Consider the following 18,089-nt stretch of genomic DNA (forward strand, 5'->3'; position numbering starts at 1 on the left):
TCTGCCTGAGGGCGATTACTCACGGTGCCACCTCAATTGGTTCTCTAGATCGTCTATCAACGATCGTTCTCTGTAACGGGAGTTCCCGGAAAAAGCCTACTGATTTCAGCCTTTCGACACAAAAGTCCATTTCTGAAGCGTCAATCTGCTGATTTGCACCACCATCAGCTCTCTGCAAGACGAACGTCCTCATACTTCTCTTTTGTTTAGTCTTAATGAGTTATTGGTAGCTATATTACGCGGCTTTTGTTGATCTGTCAACAGGAAAAAGCGAATTTTTTTTTTTGACTCCTTTTGACAAAACAAGAAAACATCCTGCAACGGTTTGTCTTAACCAAAATGACGACACATTCTTTAGGCCAAAAATGCCCTTCACTTCTTTCAGATTACTTAATTATAGTTGCTGATCCATTTAAATAATATTTGTTTTTTTATAACCCTTACGTGAAGATCAAGCTACGAAATATTCGCTATCTTTTACCAAAAAATCGACATTTACCCAAAATTTTCATGACATCATGAAAAAACAGAATTGTTATTCAAAATATTATTCTATATGATTGAACCGGATATAAGAAAGGGTGATTAAATGCACATAGACAAATTATATTTCTCCACCTTTATTTATAAAATGAGCTGCTTAGAATTTACTTACTCTCTCATTCAATCCAATGAGAAAAATGCCGATTTATCAGAGGAAGAACAAGCAGAAATTGAATGGATCATCGACTCTGCTCTCCATCGAAAACTCTACGCCTCTCGCAAAAAGAGTCTTTTTTCCTCAAAAATAAAATTATCGAAAGAAAGTTATTCTTTGTATTTGCGAATGAAGAAATACGAACATATGATAGACCTCTAACCGTTAAAACACATAAAAAACCTCATTCCTTTAGACAGTTACTCAGAAGGATACCCATTCCATCTTTTTTAATAGAAAAACATCATTCGGTGAATTGGAAATAGCAAAACTTGCCTTTTTCGTATAAAATCAAAAAGAACACGAAAGACTCAGAAAGGAAGTTTTTGTCATGGATGGGATGATGAAAAAAATCATTACCGAGAAGGATTTATTACGTCAGATCCTTCTCTTGGAACAACTGGCGAATCACAAAATGATCACTGCCAAGCAACTAGCAAAATTGATCGATACGACGGAACGAACGGTTTTTTCTGATATAACCTATATTCGTCAACAATTACCCGAAGGTTGGCAGATTGAAGCCGCCAGTAATGGCTTTGCTTTGACCTATGATGGGCCATTGTTGATGAGTCAGCTATGGGAAACGTTTTTCCCTCAATCAATCGGTGTTTCTTTAATGAAAGCATTGCTTTTTTCCAGCGAACTTAGCACGCAAGAAATTCTTGGCCAAGCGGGAACTTCCTATGAAACTTTGCGGCGGCATATTACAAAATTAAATAAAAGTTTGACGGATTTTTCCTTACGGATTCGCATCACAAATCGCGTGATCCGCTTTGAAGGAAGTGAGATCAATATTCGGGTCTTTTTCCATCGACTTTTACTGCCTTATACCCATAACAATTACTTTTTTGAGGAATATACAATTCATGAGTCCCACTATCAACATTTTTTACAGCGTCTGGGCAAAGATAAACTCCAAATCGACGTAGAACAAATCTTCGGTACTTGCTGGTTTTTTATCAATACAATCCGTATCAAGGCCAATTGCCGCATTGATTCCTTCGAATTTAATGGGGATGATCCCCTCTACGGTCTTTTCCAACAGCCATTAAGTTATCTCTACCAAAAAGAAGGCGTATATTTAGAATGCAGCGAACACTTCTTTAGCTTCTACTGTTTTTTAGAAAGCTGGAACTACAATAACGATTGGTCCCAAACGATTCAAGCGACTCTTGAAACGTATCAAACCATTCACGATAAAACGACCCATTTTGTCGAACAATTAGCCCGCTCGTTGCAGCTACCTCTCGCTAGCGGGACGCAGCTGATTGAGAATCTGTTGCTGCTCTTGATCAAAACGCAAGAGTCTGCCAAACTCTCAGAATGGTTTGGGTTAGAATTTCACGAGATCCAGCGCTTGAATCAGCCCTATTCGCTACCGATAGAAGCAACGATCCATGACTTTTTAGAAGAACAGACAAACAGTCAAAGGGAAACGAGTTTTCCTTTATGGTCAACCACCACCTTGTTGATCCAACAGGCTATTTTACAAATCAACCCTATCCGGGCAAAGGGATACTTTATCTTTCAAGGGGAGCCAGCATGGAAAGCTTACCTTATGCAAGAATTGAATGACTTTCTCGGAGCACGTATTCTACTATCGGCGATCGAACCAGGTCAACTAGAAGGGCTATCGGCAACCGACGTTGATTTTGTTTTGTCAAACTTCCCATTAGATGATGCCCCTGTCCCAGTCTTTTATTTATCGATGGTACCGACCAAAAATGAGCTCAATCAAGTGACTGAGCTCATTCAAACCTATTATTTAAGTTATCACTAGAATCATCAAGCTGCCTTTATTGTTTCACTGGGGCAGCTTTTTGACGTCCTTGCAGCTTGTTTGTAATAAATTTCTCACCTTCGACGACTGTGAAAAGAAGTGCCCCGTTGGCTGCAATACTCAACTGCTGCATCAGCGTCAAAGAACCAATCCCTAAAAGCTGGTGTCCGATAGGTGTTAGGAAAATCGCTGCCTGCAATACAATCAGTAGTGCCAGGGAGACTAAGAGTGCTTTATTGGCAAAGAGTTGGCGATTCAACGCCGGCTTTACCAGCTCACGACAGTTCAGTAAGTAGACTGCTTGAGCAAAGACGATACTTTGCAGTAGCATGCTTTGTTGAAGGACCGTTCCTTCAAACTGAATCGCTAAGACGTAGGAAGGAATCATGATTAACAGCGAGACATAGAAGATGCGGAACAGACTGTACCAAGATAAGATACCTTCTTTGATTGGCCGTGGTGGTCGATTCATGACATCCGCACTTGCCTTCTCAAAACCGAGTGCGTAAGAAAGCGTGATGGTTGTCACCATATTTACCCATAAAATTTGTACAGGTGTCAGTGGCAGTGGTCGGTTCAACAAGAGTGCCGCAATAACGATCAATCCTTGTGCAACAGCCGTTGGTAAGAAGAAGTTGATGGTTTTCTTCAAATTATCGTAGATCCGTCGACCCACTCGGACGGCATTGGCGATCGTATGAAAATTATCGTCTGCCAAAACCATATCGGCTGCTTGCTTGGTTACTTCACTGCCTTTGATCCCCATAGCGATCCCAATGTCGGCTTTTTTCAGCGCTGGTGCATCGTTTACACCATCGCCGGTCATTCCGACAATCTCTTCATTCGCCTGCAAAGCACTAACGATCCGTAATTTATGCTCTGGGGTCGTTCGAGCAAAGATATCTGTCTTTTGGACTGCTTGCTGCAACACCTCCTCAGACAGCAGATCGATTTCCAGCCCTTCCAACACGTGATTCGTGTGCTTCAATCCAATTTGCTTGCCGATGGCTTGAGCGGTCTTGCCATGATCTCCTGTGATCATTTTGACTTGGATGCCCGCTTGCAAGCACTCTTTTACTGCTTTGATGGCACTGTCTTTCGGAGGATCAATGATGCCAGCGATCCCAACAAAGGTTAAATTGATGAGTGCTTCGTGGGACAAGGACTCCTGTGCCGACAGCGTCAGATGCGCAAAGCCGATCAGTCGCTGCCCTTTCGCTGCTAATTTTGCACTTTCATCTAACCACCATTGCTTTTGATCTGAAGTCAGTTGGCTTTTCTCAAGCAACACTTCGGGCGCACCCTTGACAAACACTACCGAGTCATTCGGCTCTTCTTGATTTTGATGGCGTGTTGCCATGTACTTGTAAGAGGAACTAAAAGGAATTTTATCGACTGTTTTACGCAATGGTTGCTGCGCTAATTCTGCGTATTGTAACAAGGCTTTTTCGGTTGGGTTTCCAACGAGTTCAGCCGCCTTTTGTCCTTCGTCTTGCTTCAAATCTTGACAATTTGCCATGATATCAAGCACCGTTGCTTTATCCACGTTTGACTCAACTAAGACATCGACGACCGTCATTTCATTTTTGGTCAAGGTTCCTGTTTTGTCTGAACAAATCACCGTCATGGCACCTAGTGTCTCCACTGATGGCATCGTTTTGATGATTGCTTGCTCCTCAGACATTTCCTTGACACCCATCGATAAAATCATGGTCAGCACGGCTGGCAAGCCCTCAGGAATCATTGCTACAACTAATGCGATACCTGATGAGAACAAGAGATCAAGATCAAAGCCGTAGCGGAAGGTAGTAAAGAAGATCAAGAAAATCACTAATCCGATAATGCCTTTAAAGATTTGGTGATTCAATTGCTTCATTTTTTTGATCAACGGGGTTTCTTGCGCTTTCACAGACTGAATTGCTTGATTGATCTGGCCGATTTGTGTATCGTCTCCTGTTTCAACGACGATCCCGCTGGCAGTTCCGCTTTCTACATGGGTACCAGAAAACGCCATGTTCCGCTGGTCACCAATCGTACTTTCTTGAGTAATGGGTTCGGTCATTTTTTGAACTGGCTCAGATTCGCCGGTTAAGATAGACTCTTCAATCACAAGATCATGGGTTTCGATCAAGCGCATATCTGCTGGTACGACATCTCCTGGTCCTAAAACGACTAAATCTCCGTTTACTAAGGAAGAAACAGCAATTTTCTTCTTGCGGCCATGAACATAAATTGTTGCTTCTTGCCCCATGAATTGCTTCAACCCATCCAGTGACTCTTGGGCTTTACGCTCTTGCCAGTAGCCGACTAATCCATTGATGACGACGACCGCCATAATAATGCCGCTTTCGATATAATCACCCGAAACCCCTTTTAAGACGGCTGCGACGATTAAGACCAACATCAGTAAGTCTGTAAAATGCTTGCCGACTTTCTTCCATGTAGGGATCTGCGCAGCCTCAGTAATTTTATTTTCACCTTGCTTTGCTAAACGCTGGTTGCGTTCTTCGGAGGAAAGGCCCTGCCGTGTTGTTTGCAACGTATGTAATAGTTCTTCTGTTGTGTTTTTGTACCAATTCATATTTTTTTCCTCCTTGTTTATTTATTTGATCTGAACATAGTATAAGACATTAAAACCATAAAATTCTGGCGATAATTTCAGTGGAGCCTGAAAAAAATGAGTGTTTTTATTAAAGGGGAAGGGCGGCTTCGTCCCGTGGTTTCACAAAACCAACAGAAAACGTTTGTTGATTGTTTTTGCAGGTGTAATCAAGTAAACTAAGACACACCCAATCAATTGCTATCTGTCCCCATCATCCAAAGGTAAGATAGAAGAAAGGAGCCAAATTAATGGCAATCTATACCGATACAAAAATCGCGCAAGGACCTTTTCTTTTCATTTCTGGTCAAACGCCGTCACAAGACGGAGCCACACCTGAGGACCCGCAAGAGCAAACAGCCATCGTTTTGAAGAAAATCGAAGAGCATTTATCAGCCAATCAACTGTCTTGGTCATCAGTGGTCAAAATGACCGTCTTTTTAACGGATGCTGCTTACTTAGCTGCTGTCCGTACGGCATTCACAACCATTTTGGCAGAAAACAAACCGGCCATGAGTCTCGTCATCGTTGCCGGCTTGGTTGCCCCTGAATTTAAAGTGGAGATTGAAGCACAAGCCACCTTGGCTTAAAAAGGCGCAACACCAAAAAACTTCGTACTGGCGATTGCCTTCCCTACGAAGTTTTTTGGTGTTTGCTTCTTATTTGGTTGGAAAATCAGTGACTTCTGAAGGAGCTGATCCGGTCTTTTTTTGCCACTGCTCCACAAAGCCGGCGATGGCTTGAGCAATCTGTTGAGCATTAATCAAGGTTCGCTTTTTTTCCATCGCTTCTGCCAAGGAAACTGGTCCTTGTTGGATACTGAAGACTGTTGGAAGCAATTGCGACAGTTCACCGAGACGTTCGGTTCGGGAGCCACAGATTGCAACAATTGGGAGTTGGCGTTTTTGAGCGATCAAAGCGACACCATAGGGTACTTTCCCCCTAGCTGTTTGGCCATCGATACGACCTTCACCGGTGATCAATAAGTCTGCTCCTTTGATTTTTTCCTCAAATCCAATCAAGGAAGCAATCGTCGAAAATCCCGGAACCAACTGACCACCTGCCAAATAAACCGCACCACCAAGGCCCCCAGCTGCACCAGCACCAGGGACTTCCAAATCGATCCCCGTGGTCCGCTTGATGTGTTCAGCCAAACGCTTTGCTTGTTGATCCAACTGCTGGATCGTTTCTTTGGTTGCCCCTTTCTGTGAACCAAAAACTGACGCAAATCCTTGTTCACCTGAATAAGGATTTGTTACATCGGCTAAAGCAAACAGGTCAATTTGTGCAAGCAGAGGGTTCAACTGGCTGAGCTCCAGAGATTCTGCCTGCAGCAAAGGATTGTTTTCCATTCGCTCGTTTCTTTGAATGGTTGCTCCTAACGCAAGTAAAAAGCCTACGCCCCCATCAGAAGTGCCGCTACCGCCAAGGGTCAGGTAAATCTTTTTCACTCCTTGTCTGCAAGCTGCTAAGACCATTTGGCCTAAACCAAAAGAAGAGCTATTGCGGGTGGTCTCGTCACTAGGTTCCACGAGTTGCAATCCGATCACTTCCGCAGATTCAATCAAAGCGATTTTTTCTTCATTGATTTTTGTGACCAACAGACGGGCTTGCAACTTACCACCTAATGGGTCGGTCACTGGAACCGTTTCGTAATTGCCTCCAAACGCAGCAAAGACTGCTGCCATTGAGCCTTCTCCCCCATCAGCGATGGGAATACTACATTTTTCCCACTGGTCTGAAAACCCGCTTAAGACCGCTTGGTTTAATTCTGCGGAAGTGGCGCTTCCTTTGAAGGAATCAATCGCTGCTACAATTTTCATCATTCTGCCTCTCCTTCTAGATCATCTCTTTGCCAGAGATGGGGGCACCTACGTTAATAATCAACCTATGGTTAATCAAATCAACCAAAAGTTAACTAGTAATCCATTGTAAGTTATCCCTTCTCCTCTTATGATAGAAGTATATCAAACAAACCTATCGGAGGTGTACTATGGACTTACCAATTGGCGAGGAAATCGCCCGGAGAAGAAAACACAGAGGCGTTACGCAGCAAGAATTAGCAGCATTTATGAACGTGTCAAAAGCATCCGTTTCAAAATGGGAAACGGGACAGACGTATCCAGATATCACTTCACTGCCCTTATTAGCGGCGTATTTTGATTGCAGCGTCGATGAATTATTGATTTTAGATTCGCAGCTATCACCTAAAGAGATCCAGCGAATCTATCAATTATTAAAAGACGCCTTCCAAACAAAAACACCAACGGAAGTTCTCGCTCTTGCTCAAAGTTTTACCAAACGGTATTACTCTTGTTATCCATTCTTATTACAAATGGGGTCCTTTTACTTGAATCATTGGGATCTGTTGCCGGATGTCCCCGTAGAAGGCGTCCCGAAAGGGCAAACTTACGAAGACGCTTTGATGGAAGCAAAGAAAAATACCTATTTGAAGGAAGCAGAAACCCTGTACCAACGGATCATGGACCAAGGAGACAGTGAGCTGGCACAACAAGCGAAACAGATCGATGCTTATTGTCTTCTGATGAGAAACAAGCCAGAAGAAGTCTTGGCGATCCTTGGCACGAAAACTCTCTCTTTTTTACCTAGCGAACCGTTGATTGCCGCAGCATTTCAGCAAAACAATCAGTTGCAACAAGCTGAGATCGTTACGCAAAGTGCGATTTACCAGTACTTAATTATTTTTATGAGTTTGCTAACGAATTATTTAGCAATGCTCACACAAGACGAGGAGCAACTGGAAAAAAACTATGCACGTGGACTGGCACTCAGCGAGAGCTTCCAACTGGCCGAATTGCATCCCCTTTCTTTACTGAATTTTCTAGCCGCTGGGATGGTTTCGTTTGCTGCTTTAGGAAAAGAAAGCTTATTGTTACAAGCATTAACGCTGTATGTCAAAACATTAGAAGCTACTCCAGAGGAAATCGTTTTGAAAGGAGATGATTATTTCAACAGCATCGATGAGTGGATCAGTGAATTAGAATTAGGGAGTCAGATCCCGCGTAACTCAGGTAGTGTCAAAAAACAATTTCTTGCAATAGCACAGCTGACACCCTTGTTTAAACCGTATCAAGAAAAACCCTCATTTAAAGAGTTGTTTCAGCGCTTGAGCAATCTGGCTGAACAAGTATCTAATTCGCAAAGGAGTGACTCACATGAATAGTTTTTCACTAAACGTACCAGAAAATATATCTGATTATTTGCCCATACTGATCCCTCTGATTCTTTTGCAATTGATCTTGATCGTTTTGGCAGTTCGAGATATTTTAAAACAAGAACAATTTAAGTTTGGCTCTCGTATTCTTTGGCTCTTCATCGCCTGTTTTGTTAGCCTGATCGGTCCTATCCTTTATTTTGCTTTTGGAAAAGGGGATCAACAATGAAGATGATCGAGATCAATCACTTATCCAAACGTTTTGGGCACAAACAAGTGCTACAAGACCTATCCTTTTCGGTCCCCAAAGGGAGTGTCTTGGGATTTGTAGGGGAAAACGGCGCCGGCAAAACAACCACCATGAAAGCGATTTTAGGGATACTCCCTATTGATGAAGGCGAAATCACTGTCTGTGGCGAACCAGTACAATTTGGCTCAACCAAGACCAATCGCTGGATCGGCTATTTGCCAGATGTGCCGCAGTTTTACTCTTTTATGACAGCTGTAGAATATTTGACTTTCTGCGGAAAAATTCAGCCAAATAAAGAATCTTTTCAGCCTCAGCGAGTGATGGAAGTCTTAGAGTTGGTAGGCCTGGAAGCTTCGAAACAAAAAATCGCTGGCTTTTCTCGCGGCATGAAGCAACGTCTAGGGTTAGCCCAAGCTCTGATCAACCGCCCCGCCATCTTGATTTGTGATGAACCAACATCCGCACTAGACCCTCTAGGACGCAAAGCATTTCTTGATGTATTGGAAAAAATCAAAGAAGAAACGACAGTGCTTTTTTCCTCTCATATTCTCGCAGATGTCGAACAGCTGTCAGATTATATTGCGATTTTGCACAAAGGTCAGATCCGTGCGTTCGAAACGATGGATTCCTTGAAAAACCGTTATCGAAAAACCGTCTTTGGGATTGTCTTTACCGACGAAGGTGACCATTTAAAATTTGCCAAAGTGTTAGCAATCCACGGTATTTCGGCGAAAAGAAAGAACAATCAATTACTGATCGATGAACAAACTGGAACCAATATCGGTTCACAGCTGCTACAATTGCTGAACGAACAACACATTGTCCCAGAATCCTTTCAAAGAATCGAACCATCGTTAGAGTCGATTTATTTGGAGGTGATCAAATGAATGCGTTTCTTGTTTTCTTAAAGAAAGAGTTTCTCGGCGGTCTTCGCAGCAAAAAACTACTGATTTGCTTGATCCTGTTTGCCCTGATTGGTATGCTTTCTCCCTTTACTGCCAAAATCATGCCAGAACTGATGGCCAGTATGATGCCGGAATCGATTGAAATCACGATTGCTGATCCGACATCAATCGATGCGTGGCTTCAGTTTTACAGCAACATCGGCACGATTGGCCTGCTAGTATTTGTGATTCTTTTTACCGATACGCTCTCAGCCGAAATAAATCAGGGTACCTTTATTCAGCTGATCACCAGAGGCTTACCAAAAACCACGATCGTCATAGCAAAAGCTTGCTATTTAATGATTCTTTGGTCTTTGAGTTACCTCATAAGTGCCAGTGTCAGTGCTTTTTATACGATGATTTATTTCGATGATTCCAGCGCTGCTCAAGTCCCTAGCGCTTTGGTCAGCTATTGGCTTTTCGGTTTACTAGCAATCAGCATCCTGCTGCTAGGTTCCAGCTTTGCTAAAAGTATCTATCAAGGTTTGTTGTTTATTGGCGTCTGTTATCTGATGGGCATGTTAGGCAACCTATGGAGTCAAGTAACAAACTGGAATCCATATTCCCTTTCCAGCCAATTTCCTAACTACTTAACCGACCAAATCAAACTAGGGGAACTGCTGCCAGCACTGTTGTTAACTTGCTTTTTGATCATCGCTTGTTTGACTGGTTCCATAGCTGTTCTAAGAAAAAGAAAATATTAAAAAACATCGGTGCAGATTTTTTGCACCGATGTTTTGCTTCTGAAATGTTACTCTATTTTGCTGTTCCTTGGACTTTCACAGATTTCTTGGCCTGCATTTTTTGTTCGATTCTCATGAAGAGCCGCATGAAGAAGGCAATCAAGTAGATTGAAAAGGCAGAAATAAGTGCTTCTTGCCAAGAAAAGATCAGAAGGTTCAATAAGATGATGATCAAATTGGTTAAGAAAACCCCACTAGATCTGCGAATGCCATAGTATTTTTCCAAAATTAGTGGCGGAATCGTCACGCCGCCATTAGACGCACCAATTTTGTAGAGCGAAAAGATGCCGAAGCTAAAGAAGAAACTACCTAAAATCAATGAGATGGAATAAAAGCGCAGCAGCATAATTTCTGGTAAAAGTGCTAGAAGAACGGGAAATGCCAAACTACCGATAACCGTATTGACAAAGACCTCTCGTTTCAAAAGTAAAAACGCAAGGGCCAGCATCAATAAATTTATACCCCAGACAACGATATGGCGATTGATCGACCAGCCAGTTTCGATGAGGTAGCCAATCGACCCGACGCCTGCAGAAGCAATGCTGTGAGGTAAAAGGAAGAAGTTTAATGCGATGCAGATCCATAGCACCCCAAGCAATAAAGCAAGATTTTTTTTGATAAGTGTTTCCATCAACGTTCTCCTTTCGATCTGGCAACTATTTTTATGTATAAAAGCTTCTGTCTATTCTATCAAAAAAATCGTAAAAGAAAGAACCAATTTTTTCATGAAAACATGAAAAAATTGATTCTGACCTTCAAGAAAGTATTCTGCTATTTTTTCATTCCTTTAAGATTGCTGTTAAGCTGCACAGCAATCACAAGCGGAAAGGATTTCTTCTACAACAGATTCCCGCCATGCTCTTCTATTCGCCATACGTTTCTTCTCTGACGGCAAATGAACAAAGTAAACCGACAATTCTGATCCTTTAATCAATTGATAGGACATCAAGCGATTTTTTTGCTGCAAAAGCAGCTGATGCTTTTTCGGGGAAAGGGAAAGATCAGTTGCGGACACCAATTGCTTTAATACATCTGGATGACAAAGGTTTCTTTCTGGTGCGACACTGATCAATTGGCTGACCTCTGCTAATTTCATCGCCTCGATCACCCGCAGCGTTGCCCGCGGATCATGGATATCCGTCAAAAAAACCGACTGGCAACCTTGCAATGCCCGAACGAGTCGTCCTAAATCGAGAAAGTCACCATCAATGATCGTCTCACGCGCAGCATCAATCTGTTGCAAACGCTCCGTTGCCTGGCGGGCATAGAGTACTAGGGAGAAATTGGTTCTTTCTAAAAGTGTTTGGCGTGTCAGCTGCCCAATCGTTCCAGCAGCACCTAAAATCGCAAGTCGTTTCATAAGCTTCCTTTCTATTGGATTCCATTGAGCAGAACGTTTCAATTTCCATAGTAGCGAATTCAGTCATTAAGACTTAGTGACCAAATTGGCTTTTCGTTGACGCAATCGTTCTTCTGTCGGCAGAACATGCTCGTCGTAATGTTCTAGTTTGTATTCTAAACGTTCAACAGCTTCCGTCATATCTGAGATTTTCTCCCTGAGTACCGCAATTTGTTCTGCTAAGAGCTGCTTGCGCTCAGGAACCGTCCCTCGCCCTTCTTCAAATAAAGCCAGGTAATGACTCAACCCATCAATCGATAGTCCAGCATTACGCATTTGCCTAGTAAAGGTGATCCATTTTAAGTCGTCATCATCAAATTCACGAACACCGTTTTTATTGCGTTTGACCGGCGGAATCAGCCCAATTTTTTCATAGTAACGGATGGTATCAGCTGAGACACCGCTCAGTTCACTGACTTTTTTGATATTCATGACTTCACTTCCTTGTTTTGCATTTTTTCCTAGATCGTTTTACATGCTACGAGCCAGAAGCCCTTTTGTTACTCGTTATTCCGCTCCTACCACTGCATGAGGCAAGTAAGGCTCTTCCAAATAAGCAATCTCTTCGGCAGTCAGCTTTAGATCAAGGGCAGGTAAAGCATCCAATAAGTGGCTTTCTTTTGTTGCGCCAATAATTGGTGCGACCACTTGTTCTTTTTGCAATAACCAAGCCAAGGCGATTTGCGACCGTTTGCTTTGGTGATTGTCAGCGATCTTTGCGACTCGTGCCACGATCTCCCGGTCTTGTTCCATCGTTTTGTCGTACTTTTGATTGGCGGTTTTATCCGTTAAGTACCGTTTGGTCTCTGCACCCCAATCTCTTGTTAAACGTCCAGCAGCCAAAGGACTATATGGCGTCACGGCAATTTTTTGATCGGCACACAAGGGCATCATTTCTCGCTCTTCTTCTCGATAAAGCAAGTTTAAGTGATTTTGCATCGAAACAAATTTGGTCCAGCCATTTTTCTCTGCAACTGCTTGTGCTTTGGCAAATTGCCAAGCGTACATCGCGGATGCACCAATATAGCGCACTTTTCCAGAAACCACCAAATCATGTAAGGCCTTCATGGTTTCTTCAATTGGCGTGTGGTAATCCCAACGATGGATGATATACAAATCAATGTAGTCCATTTGTAGGCGTTTTAAGCTTTGTTCGACTTGATAAAAGATCGCTTTTCGAGACAGCCCTCCACTGTTTGGCCGTTGCTTCATTTTTGAATACAGTTTTGTGGCAACCACGATCTCATCCCGCGGAGCAAAATCATTCAATGCTCGACCGACGATTTCTTCGCTCGCTCCATAAGAATAGACATTTGCCGTATCAAAAAAGTTGATGCCTATATCCAAGGCTTTTTTGATGACTTCGCGACTATCTGCTTCTTCTAACACCCACTCATGAAAGCCACTATTGGGATCGCCAAATCCCATTGTCCCTAAACATAATGGTGACACATCAAGTCCCGTATTGCCAAATTTTACATAGTTCATTTGCTCGTCCTCCTGTTTTTTAAGTTACACTAAGCATACAGGTTGAAGTGCACTCTAAGTCAAGCGAATCAGCAAACTTTTTTTCATTTTACTCGCAAATGACTCATAATGACATGCTTTTTGTCGTGCGTTTCATTTCGAATCAGCTTTTGGTACACTAAAGATAAGTATCGATACGCTATCTAGCTGAGAAAAAGGAGCGGAAGATTTTGACTTGTATTTTTTGTACTGCCTCAAAACATGCGATCATTGAAAACGAACGCTTTTATGCGATCTTTGATAAGTTTCCCGTCACCCCTGGACACCTGCTATTGATCCCCAAAGAACATCGAAGGGATTATTTTGCCCTCACCCAAGAGGAATTACAAGACTTGCAGGCTTTGTTGCAGGAAGGCAAAGCCTATTTGTTGGAAACCTATCGACCAGACGGCTTCAACATCGGCTTCAATTGCGGGGAGGCTGCCGGACAGACGGTCTTTCATTGCCATTGTCATTTGATCCCACGCTACCAAGGCGACGTGGAGGAACCAAAAGGCGGCGTTCGAGGCGTGATTCCTGACAAGCAAGCCTACTAAATACAAACAAGCCGTTTCTTCCAGCAAAGGGAAACGGCTTGTTTGTGTTTGTTAAAAATGAGGACGCTTAGGAATTGATCGCTGAATGGTTCATCAACCGATTGATATGAACGCCTAGATAGACGATTTCATTGACAGGGATCTTCGTTTGATATTCTTTATCGATATAGGCTTTGACTTTTGTCGCGATCTCCATAGCATTTGGATAAAGAGCCCACATTTGACGGTATAGTCCTTCGTCTTCTTCTTGCAGCAGACCATCCAAAAAGAACCGGTCAACGAAGAAACGCACGTGGGTGATAAAGCGATTATAATGGATCGAATTGGTGTTGACGTCTTGCTGGATCGAGTAGCGTACCATATTGACGATCAACCCGATCAATTTGGCTTTTTTCAACCCATCTTGATTTTCCTCGGTGTTCGACTGGGCATTGATCAAATGAAACGCGATATTGGAGGCTTCTTCTTCCGGCAGATCAATTTGATACTTCTCTTTCAACAAGCGTAGTGCCTGTTCGGCGGCTCGAAATTCCTCCGTATAGTAATTCTTGATTTCCCAATAGAGTCGATTCGTCACACTCAAGCCTTTTTGCTGACGTTCCACAGCAAAGTGCAAGTGATCCGATAAGGTAAGGTAAATCGTTGAATTTAGCGGATAGGGCAGCATTTTTTGCGCCAGCTGAACGATTTCTTTGGTCATTTCAAAATAGTACAACGGAATCTCATCCACCAAATCGGCAAACTGACCCGATTTTTTTTCATCGATTGGCAGAAAAACTTGATCGATCTGGGTATCGGCTATGCTGTCGCCGACTTTCTTTCCATAGCCGATCCCCTTCCCAAGTGCAATCATTTCCTGGCCTTCCTTATCAACAAGTACGACACTTGAATTTAAGACTTTCTTGATGTAAATCATGCACTCTCGCTCCTCACTGTTTATTCTGCCAAACTTGCGCCATTGGTAGCGATCACTTCTTTGTACCAATCGAAGGAATCTTTTTTCAAACGGTCATAACTGCCGTTTCCTTCATCATCGGCATCCACATAAATGAAGCCGTAGCGTTTCGTCACTTGTGACGTCCCAGCACTGACCAGATCGATCGGTGCCCATGAAGTATAACCAATCAAATCGACTCCTTCATCGATGGCTTCCTTCATTTGTTTGAAGTGTGCCTTGAAATAATTGACCCGATACGGATCATGCACTTGACCGTCTTCAAGGACATCCACGGCACCCATACCATTTTCAACGATCATCAATGGCACTTGATACCGATCATACAATGAAAGCAAGGAGATTTTCAAGCCTTTAGGATCGATCTGCCAGCCCCATTCAGTTGACGGCAGCTTGGGATTTTTTACCCCTAAAACCGTATTGCCCGGTGTCCGTTCCGCATGTGGGTCGCCTGATTCAGCCATAGACATATAATAACTGAAAGAAAGAAAATCAACGGTGTGATCTTTTAAGATTTGGCGGTCTTCTGGTGCCATTTCAATCTTGATGCCCCGTTTTTCGAGATCTTTTTCAATCATTCGCGGATAAGCACCTTTGACTTGAACGTCCGCATAAAAATCATTTTCCAAGTTTTTCTTTAAAGTTAATTCAACATCCAATGGGTCACAAGTCAATGGATACGTCATCAACTTCGTGATCATACAGCCGACTTTGTTGTCGGGATTTATTTCATGGGCGATTTTTGTCACTAATGAGCTGGCCACAAATTGGTGATGGAGGGCTTGATACACGTCTTGCTCTTCCTTACCAGCTTCTGATTGCTCAGGAATGAGACCTGCTGTTGTAAAGGGATGACGATGGATACTGTCGATTTCGTTAAAGGTCAGCCAATACTCCACATACTCCCCAAATTCTTCAAAGCAAACGGTCGCAAAACGGACAAAGTCATCGATCACTTTACGTTCCACCCAGCCATTGTACTTCAAGCTAAGCGCTAACGGCATCTCATAGTGAGACAACGTTACGATCGGTTTGATTCCCAAACGCTGCATTTCTTGGAAGACATTGCGGTAAAAAGCGATCCCTTCTGGATTGGGTGTCGTTTCTTCCCCAGTTGGGAACAATCGGGTCCATGCAATCGATAAACGCAATACTTTAAAACCTATCTCCGCAAATAAAGCCAAATCTTCTGGATAGCGATGATAGAAGTCGATCCCTCGGCGTTTTGGATAGATGGTATCCGTTGAATCCGCCATTGCTTCTTTGACGGCTTCAACAGTCACGCTCATATGTGCTGCAAAGTTTTTCACGTCGACATGAGGTTTGTAAGTAGCCACATCCGCTACCGACAAGCCTTTGCCGCCAAGATTCCATCCCCCTTCTACTTGATTTGCGGCGATAGCGCCACCCCATAAGAAGTCCTTTGGAAAAGTTGTTTCAGTCATTTTTTCAATCCCCTTTTACATTGTTTTTGTTGCATTGCTCATTGGTTTAGACGATCGGTGCAATCGATAAAACACCTTGTTCGTTGCGCTCATCGGTTGATTCGATCGGTTTGACAGTAAAGTTCTCTTGATTGGTGACCACACAGATCACGATTGGATCAAACCCATCTGCTTTGATGGCATCTAGATCAAATTGAATCAGGGGTTGCCCTTGTTTCACTTGATCCCCCGCTTTCACGTAAGGGGTAAAGTGTTTTCCTTCTAATTGAACGGTATCCAAGCCGATATGAAAGAGCAATTCTGCGCCATTACGAGTTTTTAACCCGATCGCATGGTTGGTTTCAAACAACATCGTGATCTCGCCATCTTCTGGTGCGATCAATTCGCCAGACGTCGGGATGATCCCGAAACCTTCTCCGATCATACCGCTTGAAAAGACTTCATCGTTGACTTCAGATAGGGCTACCACTTGGCCTTCTACTGGTTTACTCAATACTTCGGCTTTCGGATCGGCAACTGTCGTCTTATTTTCCACTGTTTTGTCTTTGAATAAGAAAAGGACAAGGACGAAGGAAACAGCAAAGGATACCCCTAACGTGACTAATGCCCACACAAGATTCATCGGGTTGGCTTCATCGACGAACATAGTGATACTTGCTAGACCGGGACCAACTAATGCGAAGGCCTTGATGGCAAATAACCCAGCCACTGCACCACCAACTAGGCTGGAAGCCATCACGCCGTAAAGCACTCGTTTGTGCAGGATCGTCACCCCATACAAAGCAGGCTCGGTTATGCCAAAAAGGGCGGAGATGCCTGCAGAAACAGCGGTTGAACGAAGTTTTTGGTCTTTGGTCCGAACACTCACCGCAAAACAAGCACCGGCTTCTGCGATGTTATGTGCCAATGAGGCAGGTAAGTATAACAGCTCTGCCCCCATCTCACTCATAGACGAAACAGCATAAGGAATCATAGCTTTGTGCATACCGGTAACCACCATCAATGGTAAAACAGCGGCTAAGATCCCCGTTGCCACCCAACCTAAATGGGCATACAGCCAAATAATCGCTGCTGAGAAAATCGTTCCGACTTCAAAGCCTAATGGGCCTAAAATCAATAAAGCAACTGGAACCGTAATAACTAAGCTCATCATTGGAACAAAGAAGATACGGATCGGTTTTGGTGAGATTCGGGTAAACAGTTTTTCAATTTGAGCGTAAAATAAAACCGTTAAAATGGCTGGAAATACTTGTGACGCATAAGCGATATTTTGTAAACCGAAGCCCATGAAAGCTGCGCCATCTGTCAATAGTGTCGTTAGTTCAGGCAAAATCAAGGCACCGACAGCGGAAACCGCCACCAATTGGTTGACCTTTAATTTATTTGCCGTGGTGATCGCCACTAAAATCGGTAAGAAATACAATGGTGCGCCACCGATCAGATTCAAAATTTGATACGTTTGGCTGGTATTGTCCATCAATCCAGTGACAGAAGCAAGTAGCAGTAAGGATTTCAAGACGCCCCCACCAGCGACCGCTGGAATCAACGGTTGAAAAATCGAGATAATAAAATCAAGCAGGACCGCACCCCACGATTGTTTTTGTTTGCCTTCACTTCCTCCATCCGCTGTTAGCTCATGACCTAACACGTTCATAACCTCATCATACACTTCGACGACATCATTGCCGATGATGACTTGGCATTGGACATTTTGTCGCACCCCAATCACGCCATCGACTTTTTCCAAGGCATCTTTTTGTACGAGGCTATTGTCTTTTAAGGTAAAGCGCAAGCGTGTGGAGCAATGTTCCAAATGTGCGATATTTTCTTTTCCGCCAATCAACTCAACGATGGCAGTTGCCGTTTCTTTTACATTCATAATTTTCTTCTCCTTTAATTAGTTTTCCTTTGTTGGCCAAACAAAGAAAAAAGCAGGCAGCACCTACAAAAACATTGAACGGAATCCAACGATCCCTTCCATGTTTTTTATAGGTCCTGCCTGCATTACCAGTCACATGCCTGTTTTATTACTTGCA

The 18,089-nt window shown here is 43.2% G+C and carries 16 protein-coding genes and 1 other annotated feature; of the genes, 7 read left to right on the plus strand and 9 right to left on the minus strand.

The annotated features are described in order from the left end of the window. Positions 1-4: 4 nt before the first annotated feature. Positions 5-217: a binding site (T-box leader), on the minus strand. A gap of 811 nt (positions 218-1,028) precedes the next feature. Further along, positions 1,029-2,480, plus strand: coding sequence for a helix-turn-helix domain-containing protein (locus IGI94_RS09790; protein WP_086332472.1), 1,452 nt, complete (start codon positions 1,029-1,031; stop codon positions 2,478-2,480). A gap of 16 nt (positions 2,481-2,496) precedes the next feature. On the opposite strand, the gene IGI94_RS09795 is transcribed toward IGI94_RS09790, so the two are convergent. Further along, positions 2,497-5,061 carry an HAD-IC family P-type ATPase gene (locus tag IGI94_RS09795; protein WP_438899664.1) on the minus strand — a complete coding sequence of 855 codons (2,565 nt, stop codon included), beginning with the start codon at positions 5,059-5,061 and terminating at the stop codon, positions 2,497-2,499. A gap of 269 nt (positions 5,062-5,330) precedes the next feature. Between IGI94_RS09795 and IGI94_RS09800 the strand changes: the two genes are divergently transcribed. After that, positions 5,331-5,669 carry a RidA family protein gene (locus IGI94_RS09800; RefSeq protein ID WP_016613408.1) on the plus strand — a complete coding sequence of 113 codons (339 nt, stop codon included), beginning with the start codon at positions 5,331-5,333 and terminating at the stop codon, positions 5,667-5,669. Between the two features lie 69 nt (positions 5,670-5,738). Here the strand turns inward: IGI94_RS09800 and IGI94_RS09805 are convergent, their stop codons facing one another. Continuing rightward, positions 5,739-6,905 carry a glycerate kinase family protein gene (locus IGI94_RS09805; RefSeq protein ID WP_438899665.1) on the minus strand — a complete coding sequence of 389 codons (1,167 nt, stop codon included), beginning with the start codon at positions 6,903-6,905 and terminating at the stop codon, positions 5,739-5,741. A gap of 167 nt (positions 6,906-7,072) precedes the next feature. On the opposite strand from IGI94_RS09805, the gene IGI94_RS09810 reads away from it, so the two are divergent. Genes IGI94_RS09810 through IGI94_RS09825 form a run of 4 tightly spaced genes read left to right on the plus strand, consistent with a single transcriptional unit; the run spans position 7,073 to position 10,152 of the window. Further along, the gene (locus IGI94_RS09810; protein ID WP_438899666.1) at positions 7,073-8,263 is read left to right on the plus strand and encodes a helix-turn-helix domain-containing protein; all 1,191 of its coding nucleotides are present in this window, start codon (positions 7,073-7,075) and stop codon (positions 8,261-8,263) included. After that, complete coding sequence (locus IGI94_RS09815) at positions 8,256-8,483, plus strand: PLD nuclease N-terminal domain-containing protein (RefSeq protein WP_005235274.1); 228 nt, start codon at positions 8,256-8,258, stop codon at positions 8,481-8,483. The genes IGI94_RS09810 and IGI94_RS09815 overlap by 8 nt, the downstream gene beginning before the upstream one ends. Then, complete coding sequence (locus IGI94_RS09820; protein WP_438899667.1) at positions 8,480-9,391, plus strand: ATP-binding cassette domain-containing protein; 912 nt, start codon at positions 8,480-8,482, stop codon at positions 9,389-9,391. Before IGI94_RS09815 ends, IGI94_RS09820 begins: the two co-directional genes overlap by 4 nt. After that, complete coding sequence (locus IGI94_RS09825) at positions 9,388-10,152, plus strand: ABC transporter permease (RefSeq protein WP_005235271.1); 765 nt, start codon at positions 9,388-9,390, stop codon at positions 10,150-10,152. Before IGI94_RS09820 ends, IGI94_RS09825 begins: the two co-directional genes overlap by 4 nt. 52 nt (positions 10,153-10,204) lie before the next feature. On the opposite strand, the gene IGI94_RS09830 is transcribed toward IGI94_RS09825, so the two are convergent. The 4 genes from IGI94_RS09830 to IGI94_RS09845 all read right to left on the minus strand — a co-directional run bounded on the left by IGI94_RS09830 (position 10,205) and on the right by IGI94_RS09845 (position 13,078). After that, the gene (locus tag IGI94_RS09830; protein WP_008378566.1) at positions 10,205-10,822 is read right to left on the minus strand and encodes a YitT family protein; all 618 of its coding nucleotides are present in this window, start codon (positions 10,820-10,822) and stop codon (positions 10,205-10,207) included. Between the two features lie 168 nt (positions 10,823-10,990). Further along, positions 10,991-11,551, minus strand: a complete 561-nt coding sequence (locus IGI94_RS09835) for an NAD(P)H-binding protein (protein WP_086299349.1) — start codon at positions 11,549-11,551, stop codon at positions 10,991-10,993. 66 nt (positions 11,552-11,617) lie between these two features. Further along, positions 11,618-12,022: a MerR family transcriptional regulator gene (locus IGI94_RS09840; protein WP_005235261.1), complete on the minus strand. Its 405-nt coding sequence runs from the start codon at positions 12,020-12,022 to the stop codon at positions 11,618-11,620. Between the two features lie 75 nt (positions 12,023-12,097). After that, entirely contained in the window at positions 12,098-13,078 is a 981-nt protein-coding gene (locus IGI94_RS09845) for an aldo/keto reductase (protein WP_438899668.1), read from the minus strand. A 173-nt stretch (positions 13,079-13,251) separates the two neighbouring features. On the opposite strand from IGI94_RS09845, the gene IGI94_RS09850 reads away from it, so the two are divergent. After that, on the plus strand, positions 13,252-13,653 hold the full coding sequence (locus tag IGI94_RS09850) for an HIT family protein (protein ID WP_254905026.1): 402 nt from the start codon (positions 13,252-13,254) through the stop codon (positions 13,651-13,653). Between the two features lie 67 nt (positions 13,654-13,720). On the opposite strand, the gene IGI94_RS09855 is transcribed toward IGI94_RS09850, so the two are convergent. The 3 genes from IGI94_RS09855 to IGI94_RS09865 are packed head-to-tail and all read right to left on the minus strand — an operon-like array spanning position 13,721 to position 17,932. Further along, positions 13,721-14,569, minus strand: a complete 849-nt coding sequence (locus tag IGI94_RS09855) for a PRD domain-containing protein (RefSeq protein ID WP_005235258.1) — start codon at positions 14,567-14,569, stop codon at positions 13,721-13,723. 20 nt (positions 14,570-14,589) lie between these two features. Next, entirely contained in the window at positions 14,590-16,053 is a 1,464-nt protein-coding gene (locus IGI94_RS09860) for a glycoside hydrolase family 1 protein (RefSeq protein ID WP_008378571.1), read from the minus strand. Positions 16,054-16,099: 46 nt separating this feature from the next. After that, positions 16,100-17,932 (minus strand): beta-glucoside-specific PTS transporter subunit IIABC, encoded by a 1,833-nt coding sequence (locus IGI94_RS09865; RefSeq protein ID WP_438899669.1) that lies wholly within the window; start codon positions 17,930-17,932, stop codon positions 16,100-16,102. Between the last annotated feature and the right edge of the window lie 157 nt (positions 17,933-18,089).

This window comes from Enterococcus sp. AZ149 (assembly GCF_051714285.1).
Lineage (GTDB): Bacteria > Bacillota > Bacilli > Lactobacillales > Enterococcaceae > Enterococcus_D > Enterococcus_D entomosocium.